Below are 18,863 nucleotides of genomic sequence, written 5' to 3' on the forward strand. Positions count from 1 at the left end.
TAGAGTCGTGAAGAAAAAGCCAAGCCGATATCCTAGAAAAAACAATGCCGCTCACCTTAAGTGAACGGCATTAGAGCCTCAGCTCGCTTTTTCATCAATGATGTTTTTCGTCTAACAAATCGTCTTTAGCGGCCATTAGGTATTGCGCCATCGACCAGTACGTAAGAATCGTTGCAACATAGAGTGCAATATAACCGACCCAAATCATCCAATCATCATGGCGCCAAATAAGCATCCACAACGCGAACATCTGAGAAACCGTTTTAACCTTGCCAACCCAAGATACAGCAACGCTAGCACGCTTGCCGATTTCCGCCATCCATTCACGAAGCGCTGAAATAATAATCTCACGGCCGATCATGGTCACCGCTGGGATAGTCACCCACACAGAGTGGTAATGCTCTGTAATCAGAATAAGAGCCGTCGCAACCAGCACTTTGTCAGCGACCGGGTCAATAAATGCGCCGAAGCGAGACGTTTGCCCTAACTTACGAGCCAACATACCATCTAGCCAGTCAGTAAAACCTGCTACCCAAAACACCATTGCAGCAGCAAAAGGAGCCCATTGATAAGGTAGGTAAAAAACAACAACGAATACTGGGATCAAAAACAGTCTCAGTAAGGACAAAATATTAGGTATATTCAAACGCATATTATTAGGCTCTTATTAATTGCGCGTTAATGGTGCGGGATTTTCACTATTGTTTCAATGCTTGATAAATGTTTTCTGCCAAAGAATGACTAATGCCCGGCACTTTGGTTATTTCTTCAACAGTTGCACGCTTAAGTTCTTGTAAGCCACCCATATATTTCAGCAAAGCTTGACGACGTTTAGGCCCTACCCCTTCAATTCCTTCCAAAGCACTGGTTCTGCGCGTTTTACCACGTTTTGCCCTGTGCCCCGCAATCGCATGATTATGGCTTTCATCACGAATGTGTTGGATAAGGTGCAGCGCTGGCGCATCGCTAGGTAAATTAAACTCTTCACCTTCAAGGGTTACCAAGGTTTCTAAACCCGGTTTACGCGTTACCCCTTTCGCAATACCCATCATTCTTGGTCTAAACGGCCAATCTCCCCAATATTGAGAAATGATCTCATGAGCACGGTTTAGCTGACCTTTACCACCATCGATAAAGATGATGTCTGGGATCTTGTCGACATCGAGCTGCTTCGAATAACGTCTCTCAAGTGCCTGAGCCATTGCTGCGTAATCATCACCACCAGTAATGCCTGTGATGTTGTAACGACGGTACTCTGGTTTAACCGGGCCTTCTTGATTAAACACTACACAAGACGCAATGGTGCTTTCACCCATGGTATGACTGATATCAAAACACTCCATGCGCCTGATAGCATCCATCGACAGCACCTCTTGCAGCTCTTTAAAGCGCTGATTAATCGTCATCTTATGATTAATCTTGGTGGTAATAGCCGTCAAAGCATTGGTATTCGACAATTTAAGATAACGACCGCGAGTACCAGAAGGATTGGTATTGAAGTGGATCTTTCGGCCCGCAACTTCACACAAAGCCTGTTGAATTGGTGTAACATCTTCCATCAAATCAGCATTGAGGATCAGACGAGTTGGAATGGTTCTCGCTTCATTATGCGCAAGATAGTATTGACTTAAAAAGCTCGAAAAGACCTCTTCTCGTACCGTATTGTTGGGAATTTTAGGGAAATGGCTTCTACTGCCTAAAACCTTGCCTTGACGAATCATCAAGATATGAATGCAAGCCACGCCATTCTCTTGAGCAAAGCCCAACACGTCCATATCTTCCATTGAATCATCTGAGACGTACTGTTGCTCTTGCACTCGTCTAATCGCTTGGATCTGATCACGAAAAGCGGCCGCCTGCTCAAAGCGGAGCTCTCGACTTGCCTTATCCATTTTGTCGATAAGAGTTTCAAGGACTAGCTTGTCTTTCCCTTGCAGGAACAAGCGAACGTAATCGATAAGCTCACGGTATTCTTCATCAGAGATAACCGAACTCACGCAGGGCGCAGCGCAACGACCAATCTGATACATTAAACACGGACGTGTTCTGTTAGCATAAACGGTATCTTCACACTGACGGGCAGGGAAAATCTTTTGGATTAGGTGCAGCGTCTCACGCACAGCGCCGGAATCAGGATAAGGACCAAAATATTCGCCCTTTTTCTTTTTAGCACCACGATGCATCGACAAACGAGGATGCTTATGACCGCTAATAAAAATATAGGGATACGACTTATCATCACGCAGAAGTACGTTGTATTTAGGCAAATACTGCTTGATGTAGTTGTGCTCAAGGATTAGAGCTTCTGTTTCCGTGTGTGTCACAGTGACATCGATTTTGGCAATGTTACTCACCAAAGCGCGAGTTTTTTCACTGTCGACTTTTTTACGGAAATAGCTGGAAAGGCGTTTTTTAAGGTTCTTAGCTTTACCGACGTAAATAACGACAGCCTCGGCGTTATACATTCGATAAACGCCGGGCTGCTCTGTTACTGTCTTGAGGAATGAGACTGAGTCAAATAAGTTGGTCACTATGCGATCTCAGCGTTAAAGGGTCTCAGTATCTAACATTCCATGTCTAATCGCTAAATGGGTTAGCTCTACATCACCACCGATATCCAATTTGCTGAACAAACGGTAGCGGTAACTATTCACTGTTTTAGGACTTAGATTGAGTTGTTCTGAAATATCCGTCACCTTCTGACCTTTAGTGATCATCATCATGATTTGAAGTTCACGCTCAGATAAGTCTGCGAATGGATTTTCAGACGCAGGCGAGAATTGACTCAAAGCCATCTGCTGCGCAATTTCTGGTGAAATGTATCGTTGGCCACTGTTGACCACACGAATTGCATTGACCATTTCATCAGGGCCAGCCCCTTTAGTCAGGTAACCAGCCGCTCCAGCTTGCATCACTTTCGTTGGAAACGGATTTTCCGTATGAACGGTTAAAACAATGATTTTAATATCTGGATTGAAACGCAAGATTTTCTTGGTTGCTTCTAAGCCACCAATACCGGGCATATTCATATCCATCAAAATGACATCAGCATTGTTAGCACGACACCACTTTACTGCATCTTCACCGCTTTCAGCTTCCCCTGCTACGTTCATTCCACGGACGTCTTCAATAATACGTCGTATCCCTGTGCGAACCAGCTCGTGATCATCTACAAGGAAAACATTTATCAAACTTGTATCTCCACACTATTAATTGGCTCTGCAATCACCGAACATATTCATATGTTTGAAACAATGGAACAGTGGATCGCAGCATTAAGTACATCTTAACTTAATTACTAAAAAAAGCTCTGTTGAATATGTGCTGAAACACCAACTTTAGCAAGTACTTATTTATTAATAAACCAACCAAAACAACAAGCTTTATGTAAAAATCAACCAGTTAAGATAACACTCAATAAAATTACACAACACCATGACATTTTCAATACCATTGAATCTTCATTCACTACAATGTCACTTTTTTGCTGCTTAAGTGCCTAAATTTAGCTCTATTCACTACAATAGTGACACTATTTTTAACTGCCATTATGCGTATTAGGGCGCTAAATGATAGTATCCCGTTCTCCATTTCAATAGGTTACTACATTGGATATTCAGCAAGGCTTTGTACTCACAAGACAAGCAAGAGACTTTTCAGCGCGCACACAAATCGACTTGTGGTTAAGCACCCCTCAAGGCCCGACTCTGCTGACGATTCAAAATGAAAAGCCGGTATTTTTTGTTGCTCAATCTGATGTTAAAACCTGCCAGGCTATCGCCAAGAAAGAGTCTATCGATTGCCAATTTAAGCCCCTAGACCTCGCCACCTTCGAGCAGACTCCCCTCGCTGCATGTTATACCGCTTTGTCGAGAAGTAGCTTTGGTATAGCACAAGCCTTTCACAACCAAGATATACAAACCTTTGAAAGCGATATCCGACTCGCCGACCGATTCTTAATGGAACGCTTCATCAAAGGCAGTATTGAGTTCACGGGAACCGTCACACAAAGAAAACATCACCGCAGAATCTCAAATGCGAAGTGTCGAGCAGGCGATTACTTACCAAGCTTAACTACCGTCTCATTAGATATTGAATGTTCAGAAAAAGGGAGGCTTTACTCCATCGGCCTAGACAGCCCGATGGACAGCCGAGTGATCATGGTCGGTGAGCCACAGCAAGCCGACACCAACATCCAATGGGTGGCCAACGAAAAAGCGCTACTCGACGCAATGATAGCTTGGTTCTCTGAATTTGATCCTGACATCATCATTGGTTGGAACGTCATCGACTTTGACTTTAGGCTACTGCATAAACGTGCTGAATGGTACGAAATGAAGCTCAACATCGGTAGAGACAATCAACCGAGCTTCTTCCGCAGTTCAGCTCAAAATCAGCAAGGCTTTATCACCATTCCAGGGCGCGTGGTGTTAGATGGCATTGATATGCTCAAGACAGCGACCTACCACTTCCGCTCTTGGTCTCTTGAGTCGGTATCACAGCAACTGCTTGGTGAAGGCAAAGACATTCATAACGTTCACGACCGCATGGATGAGATCAACCGAATGTTTAAGTTCGATAAGCCTTCGCTCGCCAAGTACAACCTGCAGGACTGTGTGCTCGTCAATCGCATCTTTGAACACACTCACCTGCTCGACTTTGCCATTGAACGTTCACGATTAACAGGCGTCGAGCTTGACCGCGTCGGCGGCTCTGTAGCGGCTTTCACTAACTTGTATTTACCCCAGATACACAGAGCGGGTTACGTTGCCCCTAATTTAGAGCCTGAGAACTGGCTCGCGAGCCCCGGCGGTTATGTGATGGATTCGATTCCTGATCTTTACGACTCTGTACTCGTGCTGGATTTTAAGAGCCTGTACCCCTCAATCATTCGTTCATTCCTCATTGATCCTATGGGGCTGATTGAAGGCTTAAAGCTGGAAATTGGCCCCGCTGAAAACCAAGCAGTGGCAGGCTTTCGAGGTGGTCAATTTCACCGTTCAAAACACTTTTTGCCCGAGATGATTGAAAACCTATGGGCGGCACGTGACATTGCAAAAAAAAATAACGAGAAGGCGTTCTCTCAAGCGATTAAGATCATCATGAACTCATTCTATGGTGTGTTAGGTTCGTCTGGTTGTCGTTTCTTCGATACCCGCTTAGCATCCTCGATCACCATGCGTGGGCATGAGATCATGAAGCAGACTAAGGTTCTTATCGAAGATAAAGGCTATCAAGTGATTTACGGCGATACCGATTCAACCTTCGTGTCTCTGAATGGAAGTTTTGAGCAAGATCAAGCCGATGAGATAGGTAATAGTCTGGTCGCTTACATCAACGATTGGTGGACAAATCACTTGCAAGAAACCCACAACCTAACGTCGATACTCGAGTTGGAATACGAAACTCATTACCGCAAGTTTCTCATGCCGACCATTAGAGGCTCTGAAACCGGCTCCAAGAAACGTTATGCAGGTTTGATCGTTCAAGGTGACCAAGAGAAGATCATCTTTAAAGGACTGGAAAGTGCTCGCACCGATTGGACACCGCTCGCACAACAATTCCAACAAGCCTTGTATGAAATGGTATTTCACGACCAAGATCCGACGGACTATGTCAGACAGTTTGTTGAAGAAACCGCTGCTGGCAAACATGATGATTTATTGGTATATCAGAAGCGTCTGCGTCGTAAACTGCATGAATACCAGAAGAACATTCCGCCACAAGTTCGAGCCGCAAGATTAGCCGATGAGATCAACGCTCAGCTTGGTCGTCCGCTTCAATACCAGAACAAAGGGCGTATTGAATATCTGATTACTCTGAGTGGCCCTGAGCCGAAAGAGTATTTAAAGAGCGGTATCGATTATCAACATTACATCGACAAACAGATTAAACCGGTCGCAGAGGCTATTTTGCCCTTCATCGGTTTAGATTTTGAGAGAGTCAGCGGGCAGCAGTTAGGTCTATTCTGAGGTTCTTTCGAGGTTTCACCAAAACAAAAAAGCAGAGGAATATTCAATTCGCTCTGCTTTTTTATATCGATAGATTACGAAGCTCTATCCGATTCGAAACTCTGTTTTCTGGTACTGCTTAACCAGCCACTCACCAAAGCCATCCAAAATGCCAATAACCGAACGTTTCGGAATCGCTCTTCCAGAAAGTAAGATGCCCAATCGTTGGATTTCGACTTCTCTATCTGGATGATACTTTAAGAACTGTTGGCCACATTCGACAGGATCATCAAACCAATACTTATCGCGGTACATCACCAAAGAGTAGCTCGCTCTTAGCAGCTTCTTGGCAATGATCACTTGCGCAGCCACTTGTTGTTCTGGTGTTGTTGCTCGGGCAATCTTGTTGCGATACACCGCTAACCAGTTTTCCGCATCCATATTCCAATGCTTGGCAATTTCCCAACTCGTTTCAAAATCACCATAGCAATCCGATAAGTCTTCACCATGCACACACACGGCCAAATGCTTAAGCATAAAACCCCAGGTGAAGATGTTGTCGAAATCGACTATCTCGCTCACTAAGGTGGTTTTAATCGCTACTTGAGTGACCTGTGGGAAGCTTTTTTGGAATCGCCATTTGATGGTATTGAGTAACGTGGTTCGCTGCTCAGGAAACGGCTGATGCGTAACCACAACCACATCGAGATTCGAGCGACCAGTGACGGCTTGCTTGCGTGCCACGCTACCATATATATAGACACTGTGCAGATTAGCGCCTAGCCCTCCCTTTAGGAAGGTAATCAGTTCGTTAACCACAGGTTGAAATTCAGGTTGAAAGGGCTGCGTTGAGTCAATAACAGGAAGCTGCATAAAGGGATTCGGTAAATAAAGTAATGATTTAACTATGACTCCATGATCGCCTAGGTGACTTTATGATTCAAGCTATTCCTATTTATACTCTCTCCGCGATATAATCACTAGATAGACCCACTAAGGACAAAAACAAAATGCCAAGAGCAAGTGAAATTAAAAAAGGTTTTGCGATCGACATTGCTGGTAAAACCGTACTCGTTAAAGATATCGAAATTACAACACCGGGCGGCCGTGGCGGTCAGAAGATCTACCGTTTCCGTGGTAACGATGTTGCAACAGGAGTGAAGACAGAAGTTCGCCACAAAGCTGACGAACTGGTTGAAACTATCGACGTAACAAAACGTGCTGTTATGTTCTCTTACGTTGATGGCAACGAGTACATCTTCATGGATAACGAAGATTACACACAATTCATCTTCAACGGTGACATGATCGAAGACGAACTGCTGTTCATCAACGAAGAGACTCAAGGCCTGTACGCAATTCTTATCGATGGTAACGCAGCAACACTTGAGCTACCAACTTCCGTTGAGCTTGTTATCGAAGAAACGGACCCTTCAATCAAAGGTGCGTCAGCGTCTGCTCGTACTAAGCCAGCTCGTCTGTCTACTGGCCTTTCTGTTCAAGTTCCAGAGTACATCGCAACAGGCGACAAAGTTGTAGTGAACACCGCTGAACGCAAATACATGAACCGCGCAAGCTAAGATACTTATTATGACCGAAGCTAACAACCTGATGTCTTACGACGACGCAATTGACACGGCTTATGACATCTTCCTTGAAATGGCACCTGATAATCTTGAACCTGCAGACGTGATTTTGTTTACGGCTCAGTTTGAAGATCGCGGCGCTGCCGAACTTGTTGAAACGGGTGATGACTGGGTTGAACATGTTGGCTTTGACGTCGACAAAGAGATCTATGCAGAAGTACGCATTGGCTTAGTCAATGAAGCTGATGATGTCTTAGATGACGTATTTGCTCGTATGCTGATCAGCCGCGACCCAGAACATAAGTTCTGTCACATGCTGTGGAAACGCGACTAATACCGCTGTCGACGCTTATCTGCATGAGTAAACAAGTATTCATGTAAGCGAGTTAAAAGTTAGCCGAGCCGATTGCTCGGCTATTTTTATCACGCTATTTCCCCATCATGATTACTCACTTTCATCATCAACTTTAGATTCACTGATTATGACCAAAGCAAAAACAGACACACAATCAAAAGGCTATGCCTGCATTGGCCTAGTTAACCCAAAGACGCCTGAAAACGTAGGCTCTGTAATGCGAGCGGCTGGCTGCTACGGCGCCAACTCTGTGTTTTACACTGGCACACGCTACGACCATGCGCGAAAATTCCATACCGACACCAAAGAAAAGCACCTAGCCCTGCCTTTAATTGGTGTTGAAGAGCTGAAAGATATTATTCCAGTAGGCTGCGTGCCGGTTGCTGTTGATCTGATTGAAGGTGCTAAGCCTCTACCTGATTACAAGCACCCACCACGCGCGTTTTACATTTTTGGCCCAGAAGATGGGACTCTGAAAAAAGAGATCACTGACTTCTGTCGTGAAACCATCTACGTTCCAACCAACGGCTGTATGAATCTAGCGGCATCAGTGAATGTTGTGCTTTACGATCGACTGGCGAAAGGCGATAACTTCTCGAATCATAAGTAGAAGATACGAGCAGATTATAGATGCGCGTACACGAGATAAGAGATGCGAAAAGCTCTCTTACTGTCATTTATGCAGCATGTTTTCGATACTCGGTTAATCGCCCCCGCACCTTCTATTTCTTCAGATGTAAAAAAAACCTGCTCAATGAGCAGGTTTTTTAGTATTCAGCGCTTTAAACTAATAAATCGTTAGATTAAGAACTTACGCAATTACTGACGTGTTCTTGGCTTAGCTGGTTTAGCCGGACGACCATTGTTCATCTTTGGCTTGCTTTTGTTAGCCTGAGGCTTTCCTTTTGCTGCTGGTGCACTGCGACCTGAATCAGGCGTTGTCGTACCACGAGTTGCAGGCTTCTTACGCTTAGTTTGGTTGCTGCGACCTTTTGGAGCGTTTGCACGCTCTTCGTGACGCTTAACAGCGCGACGAATTTTTTGGCTACGAGAACGCTCACGCTTACGAGAAGTGTTTGAAGGATCAAGATCCAGCAGTGTGTCTTTCTCAGGCTTAAGCTCAACAAGCTCACGCAAGTAGTTCACTTCTTGCAGATCGAGCTCTTTCCAACCGCCACGAGGCAGTTTCTTATCAAGGTAGATATCACCGTAACGTACACGCTTCAGGCGGCTTACCGTTGTTTCTTGTGACTCCCAAAGACGACGAACCTCACGGTTACGACCTTCGTTAATCGCGACGTAGAAAGTATGGTTCATACCTTCACCGCCCGCGTAAACCACATCTTCAAAACGAGCCATGCCGTCTTCTAGTTGTACGCCACGAGTAACGTTTTTAACTTTCTGTTCAGTCACTTCACCGAATACACGTACTAGGTACTCACGTTCAACCTGACGGCTTGGGTGCATTAGACGGTTTGCAAGCTCACCATCTGTAGTGAAAAGCAAAAGACCTGATGTGTTTGCATCAAGACGACCCACTGAAATCCAACGAGAACCACGGATCTTAGGTAGACGATCGAAAACAGTACGGCGGCCTTCAGGATCGTGACGAGTACAAAGCTCACCTTCAGGTTTGTAGTAAGCAAGTACACGACAAACAACTTCTTCTGAAGCTTTGCCTGAAACAGTATGGCCATCGATACGGATCACTGAGTTCTCGTCTTCAAGACGCTCGCCCAGTTTCGCAACTTGCCCGTTAACACTGACACGGCCAGATTTAATTAAACCTTCTAGTTCACGACGAGAACCGTGACCAGCTCGCGCTAAAACCTTCTGTAATTTTTCGCTCATTTACTCTTTTCTACCTAATTGTCGTCTTCACAGACGTCGAATGAATTTTTTCGCGACCAAATCGCGGTCGCGTATTATCGCAAAGAACCCGCTAAAAAGCACTTGTTATTTATTGGGGCAGATTTGCGGTATCGTTACAGATTGTGAATCAGTAACGCTATCATTCAAACGGTGTGGTATGACCAGCGCCACGACGTAAAACAACCGCCTCATCGTCACTGAAATCAATAACCGTCGTCGGTTGCTCACCTAAATAACCACCATTTAAGATAACATCAACCGCATGCTCAAGACTGTCTCGAATCTCTTCTGGATCTGATTCTGTTGTCTCATTTCCGGGCAAGATCAACGACGTTGACATTAATGGCTCACCCATCGCTTCCAACAGTTCGAGTGCAATCTTGTTGTCAGGGACGCGAATACCTATGGTTTTACGCTTGGCATTCATTAAACGCTTTGGCACTTCTTTGGTTGCTTTGAAAATAAACGTATAAGCACCCGGCGTATGCGCCTTAAGCAAACGAAAAGCGACGTTGTCTACTCGTGCATATAGTGACAATTCAGAAAGGTCACGGCATAACAAGGTGAAGTTATGCTTATCGTCGATTCTACGAATTCGACATATACGCTCAAGGGCTTGCTTGTTTTCAAGCTGACAACCCAGCGCATAGCCGGAATCGGTCGGATAAACCACAACGCCACCATTGCGGATAATAGCAACGGCTTGGCTGATTAAACGCGCTTGTGGGTTATCTGGGTGTACATAAAAAAACTGGCTCATTATTGATCCTCGTTATCGAATCTCTCGACTCTATCATCAGAAGGAGCTGGTTCACTCACCTAAAGACTACTCAGATGGTGAAACCGGTTGAAACTCCCAATCTTTCCATACTTCTTCTACCCCAGAAGGTAGCCAGAGATTACGTCCAAGTTCCATCCACGGAGATGGATAATGGAAATCGCTGCCTTGGGAAGCTAATAGTTTGTATTGTATCGCATAATCCGCAAGAGTGCGTCTTTCTTGTTGAGCTTGCTGAGGTTGAGCGACTTCCATCGCATCCCCTTTCGCTTCAACAAATGCGGCTAACAAGCGCTTAACCCACTTGGCTGTAAGGCCATATCGCCCAGGGTGCGCTAACACGGCTTGACCACCAGCGGCATGAATAGCCGTGACAGCATCACTCATCGAGCACCAGGTTGGTGGCACATAACCCGGGTTATTACGAGTCAGGAACTTTTTAAACACCTGCTGCATGGTTTTCGCGTAGCCATTATCTACCAACCACTTAGCAAAGTGGGCGCGAGTGATAGGCGCATCACCCGCAATCAACCTCACCTCTTCGAGCACCCCTTCTCGGGTCGCTTTCTCAAGGCGCTGAGCAATCATTTGTGCACGCCCAATGCGGTGTTGCTTCTGTTGCTCAATGAGCGCTTTGAGTTCTGGTGACTCAGGATCAACGTTTAACCCAACAATATGGATATCTTTGTTTTGCCAAACAGTCGAAATCTCGATGCCGTTGATCAGCTGAATAGGAAGGTGGTTATCAGCAATGTAGCTGCGCGCTTCAGCAAGCCCATCCGTCGTATCATGATCTGTAATCGCTAACGCTTCGATGTTAAAGCCTAGCGCTCGGTCAATCAGTTCAGTGGGTGTCAGTCGACCATCTGAAGCTGTTGTATGACTATGTAGATCAATTCTCATATATTCTTTTTCATTATTTTCAATTTTTATCATTATATTTGTATCAACACACTTGACCTGCAAGCGCAAAACTAGTTAACTAGTACACAAATACGAAGTATCTCATTAGATAGGTTCACCATGTTACAAGAGTTTAACCAATACCATAAAGATAAAGTTTTAGAGCTTTCTGCAGTAGAAGTAAGTTCTGAGCTTAATTGGTGGCGCACTTGGACACGTTCTTGGTGGGCTAATGTATACTTCTAATTAAACAATATGTTTATAAAAGTTATCACTAAGCCTGCATTTATAGCGGGCTTTTTTAATTTGTCGAACATCTCACATTCAACTGACTAACAAATCAACGAATCGACCATATTCTAGATTGGGTGAACGGTATCTTTATGCGACTATGTACGGCAGCAAATTTAAAGAATCCTAAAGGAGGTCTTGTGAACAAGGCCATTGAAATCAAAAAACTGGGAACCATTGAAGTCATCAATTCTTCTGTTCCTTACTCACAAGATCCAACCCGTGTTTTTCATACGCTTTGTGAAAACAAAACAGACAGCTTGTTGTTGGAATCTGCCGAGGTTGAATCGAAACAGAACCTGACAAGTCTACTCCTTATCGACTCTGCTGTACGTATCGTATGTCGTGGACATGAAGTCACCTTCCAAGCCTTGACCCCAAATGGCCAAGCGCTGATCGAACACTTAGCTCAAAATGTTAAATCAGAGATTGAATCTGATCTAATAGACAACCTATTAACGCTGACGTTTGTAGAGCCAAGCAACGAATTAGACGAAGACTCACGCCTAAGAGAAGCCTCTTCTTTCGATGCTCTGCGCTTGGTGCAACATAGCTTTGATCTCGATCCGAGCAACAAACACGAGTTATTCATGGCGGGTCTATTCGCTTACGATATCGTGGCGAACTTTGAACCGCTAGGTGATGCAGAAGCAACCAACAACTGTCCTGACTTTGTTTTCTACGTGGCGGAAACACTGTTGCGTTTTGAGCACCAAGAAGGCGTAGGCGTGCTTCAGGCAAGCTTGTTTACACCAGACGAAATCATTAAAGCACAATTAACGGCACGTCTAAGCGATATTAAAACTCAATGTCAGTCACTAAAATTGATCACTGAAGTGACCCCTCTCGACAACGTTGAAGCGGTACCAAGCGTATCAGATGAAGACTTCTGTCAAACGGTTCGTGACTTAAAAGAGTACGTCGTGAAAGGCGATGTATTCCAAGTGGTGCCGTCACGCAGCTTTGCACTGCCTTGCCCTGCTCCATTGGCGGCTTACAAAGAACTGAAACAAAGCAACCCAAGCCCTTACATGTTCTACATGCAAGATGAGCTGTTTACTTTGTTTGGTGCTTCTCCAGAAAGTGCGCTCAAATACGAAACCGAAACCAATCAAATTGAGATCTACCCAATTGCGGGAACTCGCCGTCGTGGTAAGCGCCCTGACGGTCAAATCGACTTCGATTTAGACAGCCGTATTGAGCTTGAACTTCGTACCGACAAAAAAGAAAACGCAGAACACATGATGCTGGTTGACCTAGCACGTAATGATGTCGCGCGTATTGCTCAAGCAGGGACTCGCCACGTAGCAGATTTACTGAAAGTTGATCGCTACAGCCATGTGATGCATTTAGTCTCGCGTGTCGTTGGTCAACTACGTGAAGACTTAGATGCACTGCACGCTTACCAAGCGAGCATGAACATGGGTACGCTCACGGGCGCACCAAAAATTCGCGCAATGCAGCTTATCCGTGACGTAGAAAAAACGCGTCGTGGTAGCTATGGCGGTGCGGTAGGTTACCTAACAGGTGAAGGCACGTTAGATACCTGTATCGTGATTCGCTCTGCTTACGTTGAAGATGGTGTGGCACAAGTGCAAGCTGGCGCTGGTGTGGTATTCGATTCAGACCCACAAGCAGAAGCGGATGAAACACGCGGCAAAGCACAAGCGGTTATCTCAGCGATTCAAGCGGCACATACTAAAACCATTTCTAACAAGAAGGAGTCGTAATCATGGCTGATATTGTATTCATCGATAACTTCGACTCGTTCACTTACAACCTTGTCGACCAGTTCCGCTCATTGGGTCACAACGTAAAAATTTACCGTAACAACATCTCTGCAAAGGTCGTTGAAGCGGCGATTAACGAATTAGACAACCCTGTTGCCCTACTTTCACCGGGCCCTGGCGCACCGGCTGACGCGGGCTGTATGCCTGAGCTGATTCGGCTGCTAAAAGGCAAAGTGCCAATGATTGGTATTTGTTTAGGCCACCAAGCTATCGTTGAAGCTTATGGCGGTACCGTTGCAGGCGCAGGCGAAATCATTCATGGTAAGGTGTCGATGATGGAACACCAAAACCATGCAACCTACCAAGGCTTACCTTCTCCACTGGCTATTGCCCGCTACCACTCTTTAGTAGCAACGCATGTATCTGATAGCCTAACAGTGACAGCTGAAGTTGATGATTTGGTGATGTCTGTGGTTCAAGAACAAGACAAGGTGTGTGGATTCCAATTCCACCCTGAATCAATTATGACGACCTACGGTGCAACGCTTCTAGCGAACGCGATCGAATGGGCTCTTGAGAAGCCTCTCTGCCTTGAGAAGAAAGCCACTCTTGATAAAAAGACTAACTAGGACGAAATCATGGAACAGATTAATAAACTTTACGAACAGCAGTCTCTTACTCAAGAAGAAAGCCAACAATTATTTGATGTCATCATCAAGGGCGACCTAGACCCAATCCTGATGGCTTCTGCACTAACTGCATTGAAAATCAAAGGCGAGACGCCAGACGAAATTGCGGGCGCGGCAAAAGCACTGCTTGCCAATGCAAACCCGTTCCCACGCCCTGATTACGATTTTGCAGACATCGTAGGTACAGGTGGCGACGGTCATAACACCATTAACATTTCGACGACTTCAGCATTCGTTGCAGCCGCTTGTGGCCTAAAAGTCGCGAAGCACGGTAACCGCAGTGTATCGAGCAAATCAGGCTCTTCTGATCTACTGGATTCGTTTGGCATAAACCTAGCGATGACCGCGGAAGACACGCGTGCGGCTGTCGATGAGCTTGGCGTAGCGTTCCTATTTGCTCCGCAATATCACGGTGGCGTGCGTCACGCGATGCCTGTTCGTCAAACAATGAAAACACGTACTATCTTCAACATCCTTGGCCCACTGATTAACCCTGCTCGCCCTAATATCGAGCTAATGGGTGTTTACAGCAAAGAGCTTGTACGCCCTATCGCAGAAACCATGCTGCAAATGGGCATGAAGCGCGCGGCGGTTGTTCACGGTAGCGGACTTGATGAAGTTGCAATTCACGGCGAAACGATCGTTGCTGAAATCAAAGATGGCGCAATTCACGAATACACAGTGACACCGGCAGACTTTGGTTTGTACACTCACCCTCTTGAAGCTATTAAGGGCGGCGAGCCAGAAGAAAACAAAGCCATCACAACAGATATCCTTACGGGTAAAGGCACTGAAGCCCAAGTTGGCGCAGTAGCCGTGAACGTTGCTTTGCTGATGCGTCTATTTGGTCACGAAGACCTAAAAGCCAACGCACAGCAAGCCATTGATGCGATGAACTCTGGCAAAGCATACGAGCTTGTACAAAAGCTTGCTGCGCACGCCTAACGAACGACGAATTGAGACAAAGAACATGACACAGACTACCGATAAACTGTCGACCCACGTTTCAGTTAAAGAAGCTGAAATGGCGGAAGTATTAGCAAAAATCGTTCGTGATAAATACCAATGGGTTGAAGCGCGTAAGCAAACTCAACCGTTGGAAGAGTTTAAAGCAGAGCTAACCGCAACAGACCGCAGCTTTTATGATGCCCTGAGCGGCGAACAGACGGTTTTCATCACTGAATGTAAGAAAGCCTCTCCGTCAAAAGGTTTGATCCGTGACGAGTTCGACTTGGACTACATTGCATCGGTTTACAACAATCACGCTAACGCGATTTCAGTACTGACCGACGAGAAATACTTCCAAGGTGACTTTGAGTTTTTACCTAAGGTTCGCAGCATTGCTAAGCAGCCAATCCTGTGTAAAGACTTCATGGTGGATACCTACCAGGTTTACCTAGCTCGTCACTATTCAGCTGATGCTATCTTGTTGATGCTATCGGTATTGGATGATGAAGAGTACAAAGCGCTTGCTGAGGTTGCTCACTCATTCAACATGGGTGTGCTTACTGAAGTCAGCAACGAAGAAGAACTTCACCGTGCTGTGGCTCTAAACGCTAAGGTTATCGGTATTAATAACCGTAACCTACGTGACCTTTCGACTGATTTGAATCGTACCAAAGAGTTGGCTCCGCTGATTCGCGAACTGGCTCCGAACGCAGTCGTTATTTCAGAGTCAGGTATCTACACGCACCAACAAGTACGTGATCTTTCAACGTTTGCCGATGGTTTCTTAATTGGTAGCTCTTTGATGGCGGAAGACAACCTCGAGCTTGCCGTTCGTAAAGTGACGCTTGGTGAAAACAAGGTGTGTGGCCTAACCCACCCTGATGATGCAGCAAAAGCGTATCAAGCTGGTGCGGTATTTGGTGGTTTGATTTTTGTTGAAGCCTCTAAACGTCACGTTGATATAGAAGCGGCTCGTTTGACTATGAGCGGAGCACCGCTGAACTACGTGGGTGTGTTCCAAAACCATAGCGTGGCAGATGTGGCTAACACGGTTTCTGAGCTCGGTTTGGTCGCTGTTCAGTTGCATGGAGAGGAATCTCAAGCGTTTGTTGATGAACTAAAACAGTCACTACCAGAAAGCGTTGAGATTTGGAAAGCGTACGGTGTTGCTTGCGGTGCTGAAAGTGCGCTACCAGAATTACTGGAAAGCAACGTGACTCGTCACCTACTCGATACTAAAGTAGGCACACAGACTGGTGGAACCGGTCAAGTGTTTGACTGGAGCCTAATCAATAACCAAAACGTAATTATGTTAGCAGGTGGTCTAAACCCAGAAAATGCTAACCAAGCGGCTAAGTTGGGCTGTTTAGGGTTAGATCTAAACTCTGGCGTTGAATCCGCTCCGGGTAAAAAAGATTCGGACAAACTGCAACGCGCATTCGCGGCAATTCGTGACTATTAGTTTAGCCGCTACAACCTTGAATCTAGCGCCTTGAAAGCCGATTCTAAATACTATTTGTGAGCTTTGCCCTCGCGAAACTCAATCAAGATTAAATGACTTGCTGTGAGACACATCAAGCAAATTGAAGGAATAACACAATGGCTAAACTCGATGCCTACTTCGGTGAATACGGTGGTCAATACGTACCACAAATTCTAGTGCCTGCATTAGATCAACTGGAACAAGCGTTTATCGATGCACAAGCAGACCCTGAATTCCGCAGTGAATTCATGACACTGCTGCAAGAATACGCAGGTCGTCCAACTGCACTAACGCTAGCACGCAACCTAACCAAAGGCACAAAAACGAAACTGTACCTAAAGCGTGAAGATCTACTTCACGGCGGCGCGCACAAGACCAACCAAGTACTTGGTCAAGCATTGCTAGCAAAACGCATGGGTAAGCAGGAAATCATCGCTGAAACTGGTGCTGGCCAACACGGTGTTGCAACCGCTCTAGCTTGTGCTCTACTGGGTCTTAAGTGCCGTGTTTACATGGGTGCAAAAGACGTTGAGCGTCAAAGCCCGAACGTATTCCGCATGGAGCTAATGGGCGCAGAAGTAATCCCGGTGCATTCAGGCTCATCAACGTTGAAAGATGCGTGTAACGAAGCGCTACGTGACTGGTCTGCAACTTATGAAGATGCGCACTACCTATTGGGTACTGCAGCGGGTCCTCACCCATTCCCTACCATCGTACGTGATTTCCAACGTATGATTGGTGAAGAAACCAAGAATCAAATTCTTGCTCGTGAAGGACGCCTTCCTGACGCGGTTATCGCTTGTGTGGGTGGTGGTTCAAACGCTATCGGTATGTTCGCTGACTTTATCGAAGAAGAAGGCGTGCGCCTGATCGGTGTCGAGCCTGCGGGTAAAGGCATTGATACAGACCAACACGGAGCACCGCTTAAACACGGTAAAACAGGTATCTTCTTTGGCATGAAAGCACCACTGATGCAAGACGAGAACGGTCAAGTTGAAGAGTCTTACTCTGTATCGGCTGGCTTAGACTTCCCTTCCGTTGGCCCACAGCATGCTCATCTAAATTCAATTGGCCGCGCTGAATATGACAGCGTAACCGATGACGAAGCGCTAGAAGCCTTCCAAACTATCGCGCGTAGCGAAGGGATTATCGCAGCACTAGAGTCCTCTCATGCTGTGGCACACGCAATCAAAATGGCTCACGCCGATCCAGAGAAAGAGCAACTGTTAGTAGTGAACTTATCTGGCCGTGGTGATAAAGACATTTTCTCAGTACATGACATTCTTAAAGCGAAAGGAGCACTATAATGGATCGCTATCAAACACTCTTTACTCGCTTAGCTGAGAAGAATCAGGGCGCATTTGTACCATTCGTAACGGTTGGCGATCCGAATCCTGAACAATCATATAAGATCATGGAAACCTTAGTAGAAGCTGGTGCTGATGCACTAGAGCTTGGCATTCCATTCTCTGACCCACTGGCAGATGGCCCAACTATCCAAGGTGCGAACATTCGTGCATTGGATTCAAAGGCAACACCTGATGTATGTTTCGAGGTTATCGCTAAGATACGTGCTAAGTACCCAGAACTACCCATCGGCCTACTGATGTACGCAAACTTGGTTTACGCACGTGGTATCGAGAACTTCTACGAGCGCTGTGCCAACGCAGGTATCGACTCGGTGCTGATTGCAGACGTACCAACCAATGAAAGCGGCGAGTTTGTTGCCGCAGCTAAAAAGTTTGGTGTTCACCCAATCTTTATCGCACCGCCAACCGCTAGCGATGCAACGCTTCAGTCGGTTTCTGAACTGGGTGGTGGCTACACATACCTACTTTCTCGTTCTGGCGTGACAGGTGCGGAAACTAAGGCAAACATGCCTGTTGCTGCCCTGCTTGAACGCTTAAACCAATTCGATGCACCACCTGCACTGCTTGGTTTTGGTATCTCAGCCCCAGAGCAAGTAAAAGAAGCGATTGAAGCGGGCGCTGCCGGTGCGATCTCTGGCTCAGCGGTTGTGAAAATCATTGAAAACAACGTTGAGCAGCCACAAGCAATGCTAAAAGCATTGGCTGAGTTTGTAACGCCAATGAAAGCGGCGACTCAGAAATAGAGTAAAGCGACAAAAACAGTAAGCCTAAACGTAAAAATCCGAGAGCCTCACAGCTCTCGTTTTTTTTGTGCTTTAGTTTTTTTGCACTAGGGCGTGTTGATCTTTGCTGTACATTTCGTGCTCAACAATACATCGGTAGCCACATCAACATGAATGCCAGCGAT

At 45.9% G+C, this 18,863-nt stretch carries 18 protein-coding genes and 1 other annotated feature; of the genes, 11 read left to right on the forward strand and 7 right to left on the reverse strand.

Annotated features, from left to right (window positions below; all coding sequences use genetic code 11):
• Nucleotides 1–94: 94 nt before the first annotated feature.
• From pgsA to uvrY, 3 genes are read right to left on the reverse strand one after another with little or no spacing between them, the layout of a single operon-like run.
• Nucleotides 95–652: a CDP-diacylglycerol--glycerol-3-phosphate 3-phosphatidyltransferase gene (gene pgsA / locus Q1A70_RS14710; protein WP_299693058.1), complete on the reverse strand. Its 558-nt coding sequence runs from the start codon at nucleotides 650–652 to the stop codon at nucleotides 95–97.
• A gap of 46 nt (nucleotides 653–698) precedes the next feature.
• Entirely contained in the window at nucleotides 699–2,531 is a 1,833-nt protein-coding gene (gene uvrC, locus Q1A70_RS14715; protein WP_299693055.1) for an excinuclease ABC subunit UvrC, read from the reverse strand.
• Nucleotides 2,532–2,546: 15 nt separating this feature from the next.
• A complete protein-coding gene (uvrY, locus tag Q1A70_RS14720) occupies nucleotides 2,547–3,191 on the reverse strand; it encodes a UvrY/SirA/GacA family response regulator transcription factor (protein ID WP_299693052.1) in 645 nt (214 codons plus the stop codon).
• Between the two features lie 417 nt (nucleotides 3,192–3,608).
• On the opposite strand from uvrY, the gene Q1A70_RS14725 reads away from it, so the two are divergent.
• Nucleotides 3,609–5,972 carry a DNA polymerase II gene (locus tag Q1A70_RS14725; RefSeq protein ID WP_299693049.1) on the forward strand — a complete coding sequence of 788 codons (2,364 nt, stop codon included), beginning with the start codon at nucleotides 3,609–3,611 and terminating at the stop codon, nucleotides 5,970–5,972.
• Between the two features lie 84 nt (nucleotides 5,973–6,056).
• On the opposite strand, the gene Q1A70_RS14730 is transcribed toward Q1A70_RS14725, so the two are convergent.
• Nucleotides 6,057–6,824 carry a nucleotidyltransferase domain-containing protein gene (locus Q1A70_RS14730; RefSeq protein ID WP_299693046.1) on the reverse strand — a complete coding sequence of 256 codons (768 nt, stop codon included), beginning with the start codon at nucleotides 6,822–6,824 and terminating at the stop codon, nucleotides 6,057–6,059.
• A gap of 137 nt (nucleotides 6,825–6,961) precedes the next feature.
• Here Q1A70_RS14730 and yeiP point away from each other — a divergent pair, with 137 nt between their 5' ends.
• The 3 genes from yeiP to Q1A70_RS14745 all read left to right on the forward strand — a co-directional run bounded on the left by yeiP (nucleotide 6,962) and on the right by Q1A70_RS14745 (nucleotide 8,502).
• Nucleotides 6,962–7,531, forward strand: a complete 570-nt coding sequence (gene yeiP, locus Q1A70_RS14735; protein WP_299693043.1) for an elongation factor P-like protein YeiP — start codon at nucleotides 6,962–6,964, stop codon at nucleotides 7,529–7,531.
• 10 nt (nucleotides 7,532–7,541) lie between these two features.
• Nucleotides 7,542–7,871: an HI1450 family dsDNA-mimic protein gene (locus Q1A70_RS14740; protein ID WP_299693040.1), complete on the forward strand. Its 330-nt coding sequence runs from the start codon at nucleotides 7,542–7,544 to the stop codon at nucleotides 7,869–7,871.
• 148 nt (nucleotides 7,872–8,019) lie between these two features.
• Nucleotides 8,020–8,502 carry an RNA methyltransferase gene (locus Q1A70_RS14745; protein WP_017061495.1) on the forward strand — a complete coding sequence of 161 codons (483 nt, stop codon included), beginning with the start codon at nucleotides 8,020–8,022 and terminating at the stop codon, nucleotides 8,500–8,502.
• Nucleotides 8,503–8,711: 209 nt separating this feature from the next.
• Here Q1A70_RS14745 and rluB read toward each other — a convergent pair whose 3' ends face one another.
• The 3 genes from rluB to Q1A70_RS14760 all read right to left on the reverse strand — a co-directional run bounded on the left by rluB (nucleotide 8,712) and on the right by Q1A70_RS14760 (nucleotide 11,445).
• Nucleotides 8,712–9,743 carry a 23S rRNA pseudouridine(2605) synthase RluB gene (rluB, locus tag Q1A70_RS14750; RefSeq protein WP_299693030.1) on the reverse strand — a complete coding sequence of 344 codons (1,032 nt, stop codon included), beginning with the start codon at nucleotides 9,741–9,743 and terminating at the stop codon, nucleotides 8,712–8,714.
• 160 nt (nucleotides 9,744–9,903) lie between these two features.
• On the reverse strand, nucleotides 9,904–10,524 hold the full coding sequence (locus Q1A70_RS14755) for an L-threonylcarbamoyladenylate synthase (RefSeq protein ID WP_299693027.1): 621 nt from the start codon (nucleotides 10,522–10,524) through the stop codon (nucleotides 9,904–9,906).
• A 66-nt stretch (nucleotides 10,525–10,590) separates the two neighbouring features.
• Nucleotides 10,591–11,445 carry a PHP domain-containing protein gene (locus tag Q1A70_RS14760; RefSeq protein ID WP_299693024.1) on the reverse strand — a complete coding sequence of 285 codons (855 nt, stop codon included), beginning with the start codon at nucleotides 11,443–11,445 and terminating at the stop codon, nucleotides 10,591–10,593.
• 120 nt (nucleotides 11,446–11,565) lie between these two features.
• Here Q1A70_RS14760 and Q1A70_RS14765 point away from each other — a divergent pair, with 120 nt between their 5' ends.
• The 7 genes from Q1A70_RS14765 to trpA all read left to right on the forward strand — a co-directional run bounded on the left by Q1A70_RS14765 (nucleotide 11,566) and on the right by trpA (nucleotide 18,699).
• On the forward strand, nucleotides 11,566–11,691 hold the full coding sequence (locus Q1A70_RS14765) for a Trp operon leader peptide (RefSeq protein ID WP_299693021.1): 126 nt from the start codon (nucleotides 11,566–11,568) through the stop codon (nucleotides 11,689–11,691).
• Nucleotides 11,638–11,750, forward strand: a sequence feature (Trp leader region). It overlaps the preceding gene by 54 nt.
• A 126-nt stretch (nucleotides 11,751–11,876) precedes the next feature.
• A complete protein-coding gene (locus Q1A70_RS14770; RefSeq protein ID WP_299693018.1) occupies nucleotides 11,877–13,466 on the forward strand; it encodes an anthranilate synthase component 1 in 1,590 nt (529 codons plus the stop codon).
• Nucleotides 13,467–13,468: 2 nt separating this feature from the next.
• Nucleotides 13,469–14,095, forward strand: a complete 627-nt coding sequence (locus Q1A70_RS14775; protein WP_299693015.1) for an aminodeoxychorismate/anthranilate synthase component II — start codon at nucleotides 13,469–13,471, stop codon at nucleotides 14,093–14,095.
• 9 nt (nucleotides 14,096–14,104) lie between these two features.
• On the forward strand, nucleotides 14,105–15,100 hold the full coding sequence (gene trpD, locus Q1A70_RS14780) for an anthranilate phosphoribosyltransferase (protein ID WP_299693012.1): 996 nt from the start codon (nucleotides 14,105–14,107) through the stop codon (nucleotides 15,098–15,100).
• Between the two features lie 25 nt (nucleotides 15,101–15,125).
• Nucleotides 15,126–16,565, forward strand: coding sequence for a bifunctional indole-3-glycerol-phosphate synthase TrpC/phosphoribosylanthranilate isomerase TrpF (gene trpCF / locus Q1A70_RS14785; RefSeq protein WP_299693009.1), 1,440 nt, complete (start codon nucleotides 15,126–15,128; stop codon nucleotides 16,563–16,565).
• Between the two features lie 137 nt (nucleotides 16,566–16,702).
• Entirely contained in the window at nucleotides 16,703–17,893 is a 1,191-nt protein-coding gene (gene trpB / locus Q1A70_RS14790; protein WP_299693006.1) for a tryptophan synthase subunit beta, read from the forward strand.
• Entirely contained in the window at nucleotides 17,893–18,699 is an 807-nt protein-coding gene (trpA, locus tag Q1A70_RS14795; protein ID WP_299693004.1) for a tryptophan synthase subunit alpha, read from the forward strand. The genes trpB and trpA overlap by 1 nt, the downstream gene beginning before the upstream one ends.
• The last annotated feature ends 164 nt before the right edge of the window (nucleotides 18,700–18,863 follow it).

This window comes from uncultured Vibrio sp., from assembly GCF_947488985.1.
GTDB lineage: Bacteria > Pseudomonadota > Gammaproteobacteria > Enterobacterales > Vibrionaceae > Vibrio.

Coding starts and splice junctions, on each gene's coding strand:
- yeiP (WP_299693043.1), top strand. CDS start 6,962: ATGCCAAGAGCAAGTGAAATTAAAAAAGGTTTTGCGATCGACATTGCT.
- Q1A70_RS14740 (WP_299693040.1), top strand. CDS start 7,542: ATGACCGAAGCTAACAACCTGATGTCTTACGACGACGCAATTGACACG.
- Q1A70_RS14745 (WP_017061495.1), top strand. CDS start 8,020: ATGACCAAAGCAAAAACAGACACACAATCAAAAGGCTATGCCTGCATT.
- trpCF (WP_299693009.1), top strand. CDS start 15,126: ATGACACAGACTACCGATAAACTGTCGACCCACGTTTCAGTTAAAGAA.
- trpD (WP_299693012.1), top strand. CDS start 14,105: ATGGAACAGATTAATAAACTTTACGAACAGCAGTCTCTTACTCAAGAA.
- Q1A70_RS14730 (WP_299693046.1), bottom strand. CDS start 6,824: ATGCAGCTTCCTGTTATTGACTCAACGCAGCCCTTTCAACCTGAATTT.
- Q1A70_RS14775 (WP_299693015.1), top strand. CDS start 13,469: ATGGCTGATATTGTATTCATCGATAACTTCGACTCGTTCACTTACAAC.
- Q1A70_RS14755 (WP_299693027.1), bottom strand. CDS start 10,524: ATGAGCCAGTTTTTTTATGTACACCCAGATAACCCACAAGCGCGTTTA.
- trpA (WP_299693004.1), top strand. CDS start 17,893: ATGGATCGCTATCAAACACTCTTTACTCGCTTAGCTGAGAAGAATCAG.
- pgsA (WP_299693058.1), bottom strand. CDS start 652: ATGCGTTTGAATATACCTAATATTTTGTCCTTACTGAGACTGTTTTTG.
- Q1A70_RS14760 (WP_299693024.1), bottom strand. CDS start 11,445: ATGAGAATTGATCTACATAGTCATACAACAGCTTCAGATGGTCGACTG.
- Q1A70_RS14765 (WP_299693021.1), top strand. CDS start 11,566: ATGTTACAAGAGTTTAACCAATACCATAAAGATAAAGTTTTAGAGCTT.
- rluB (WP_299693030.1), bottom strand. CDS start 9,743: ATGAGCGAAAAATTACAGAAGGTTTTAGCGCGAGCTGGTCACGGTTCT.
- trpB (WP_299693006.1), top strand. CDS start 16,703: ATGGCTAAACTCGATGCCTACTTCGGTGAATACGGTGGTCAATACGTA.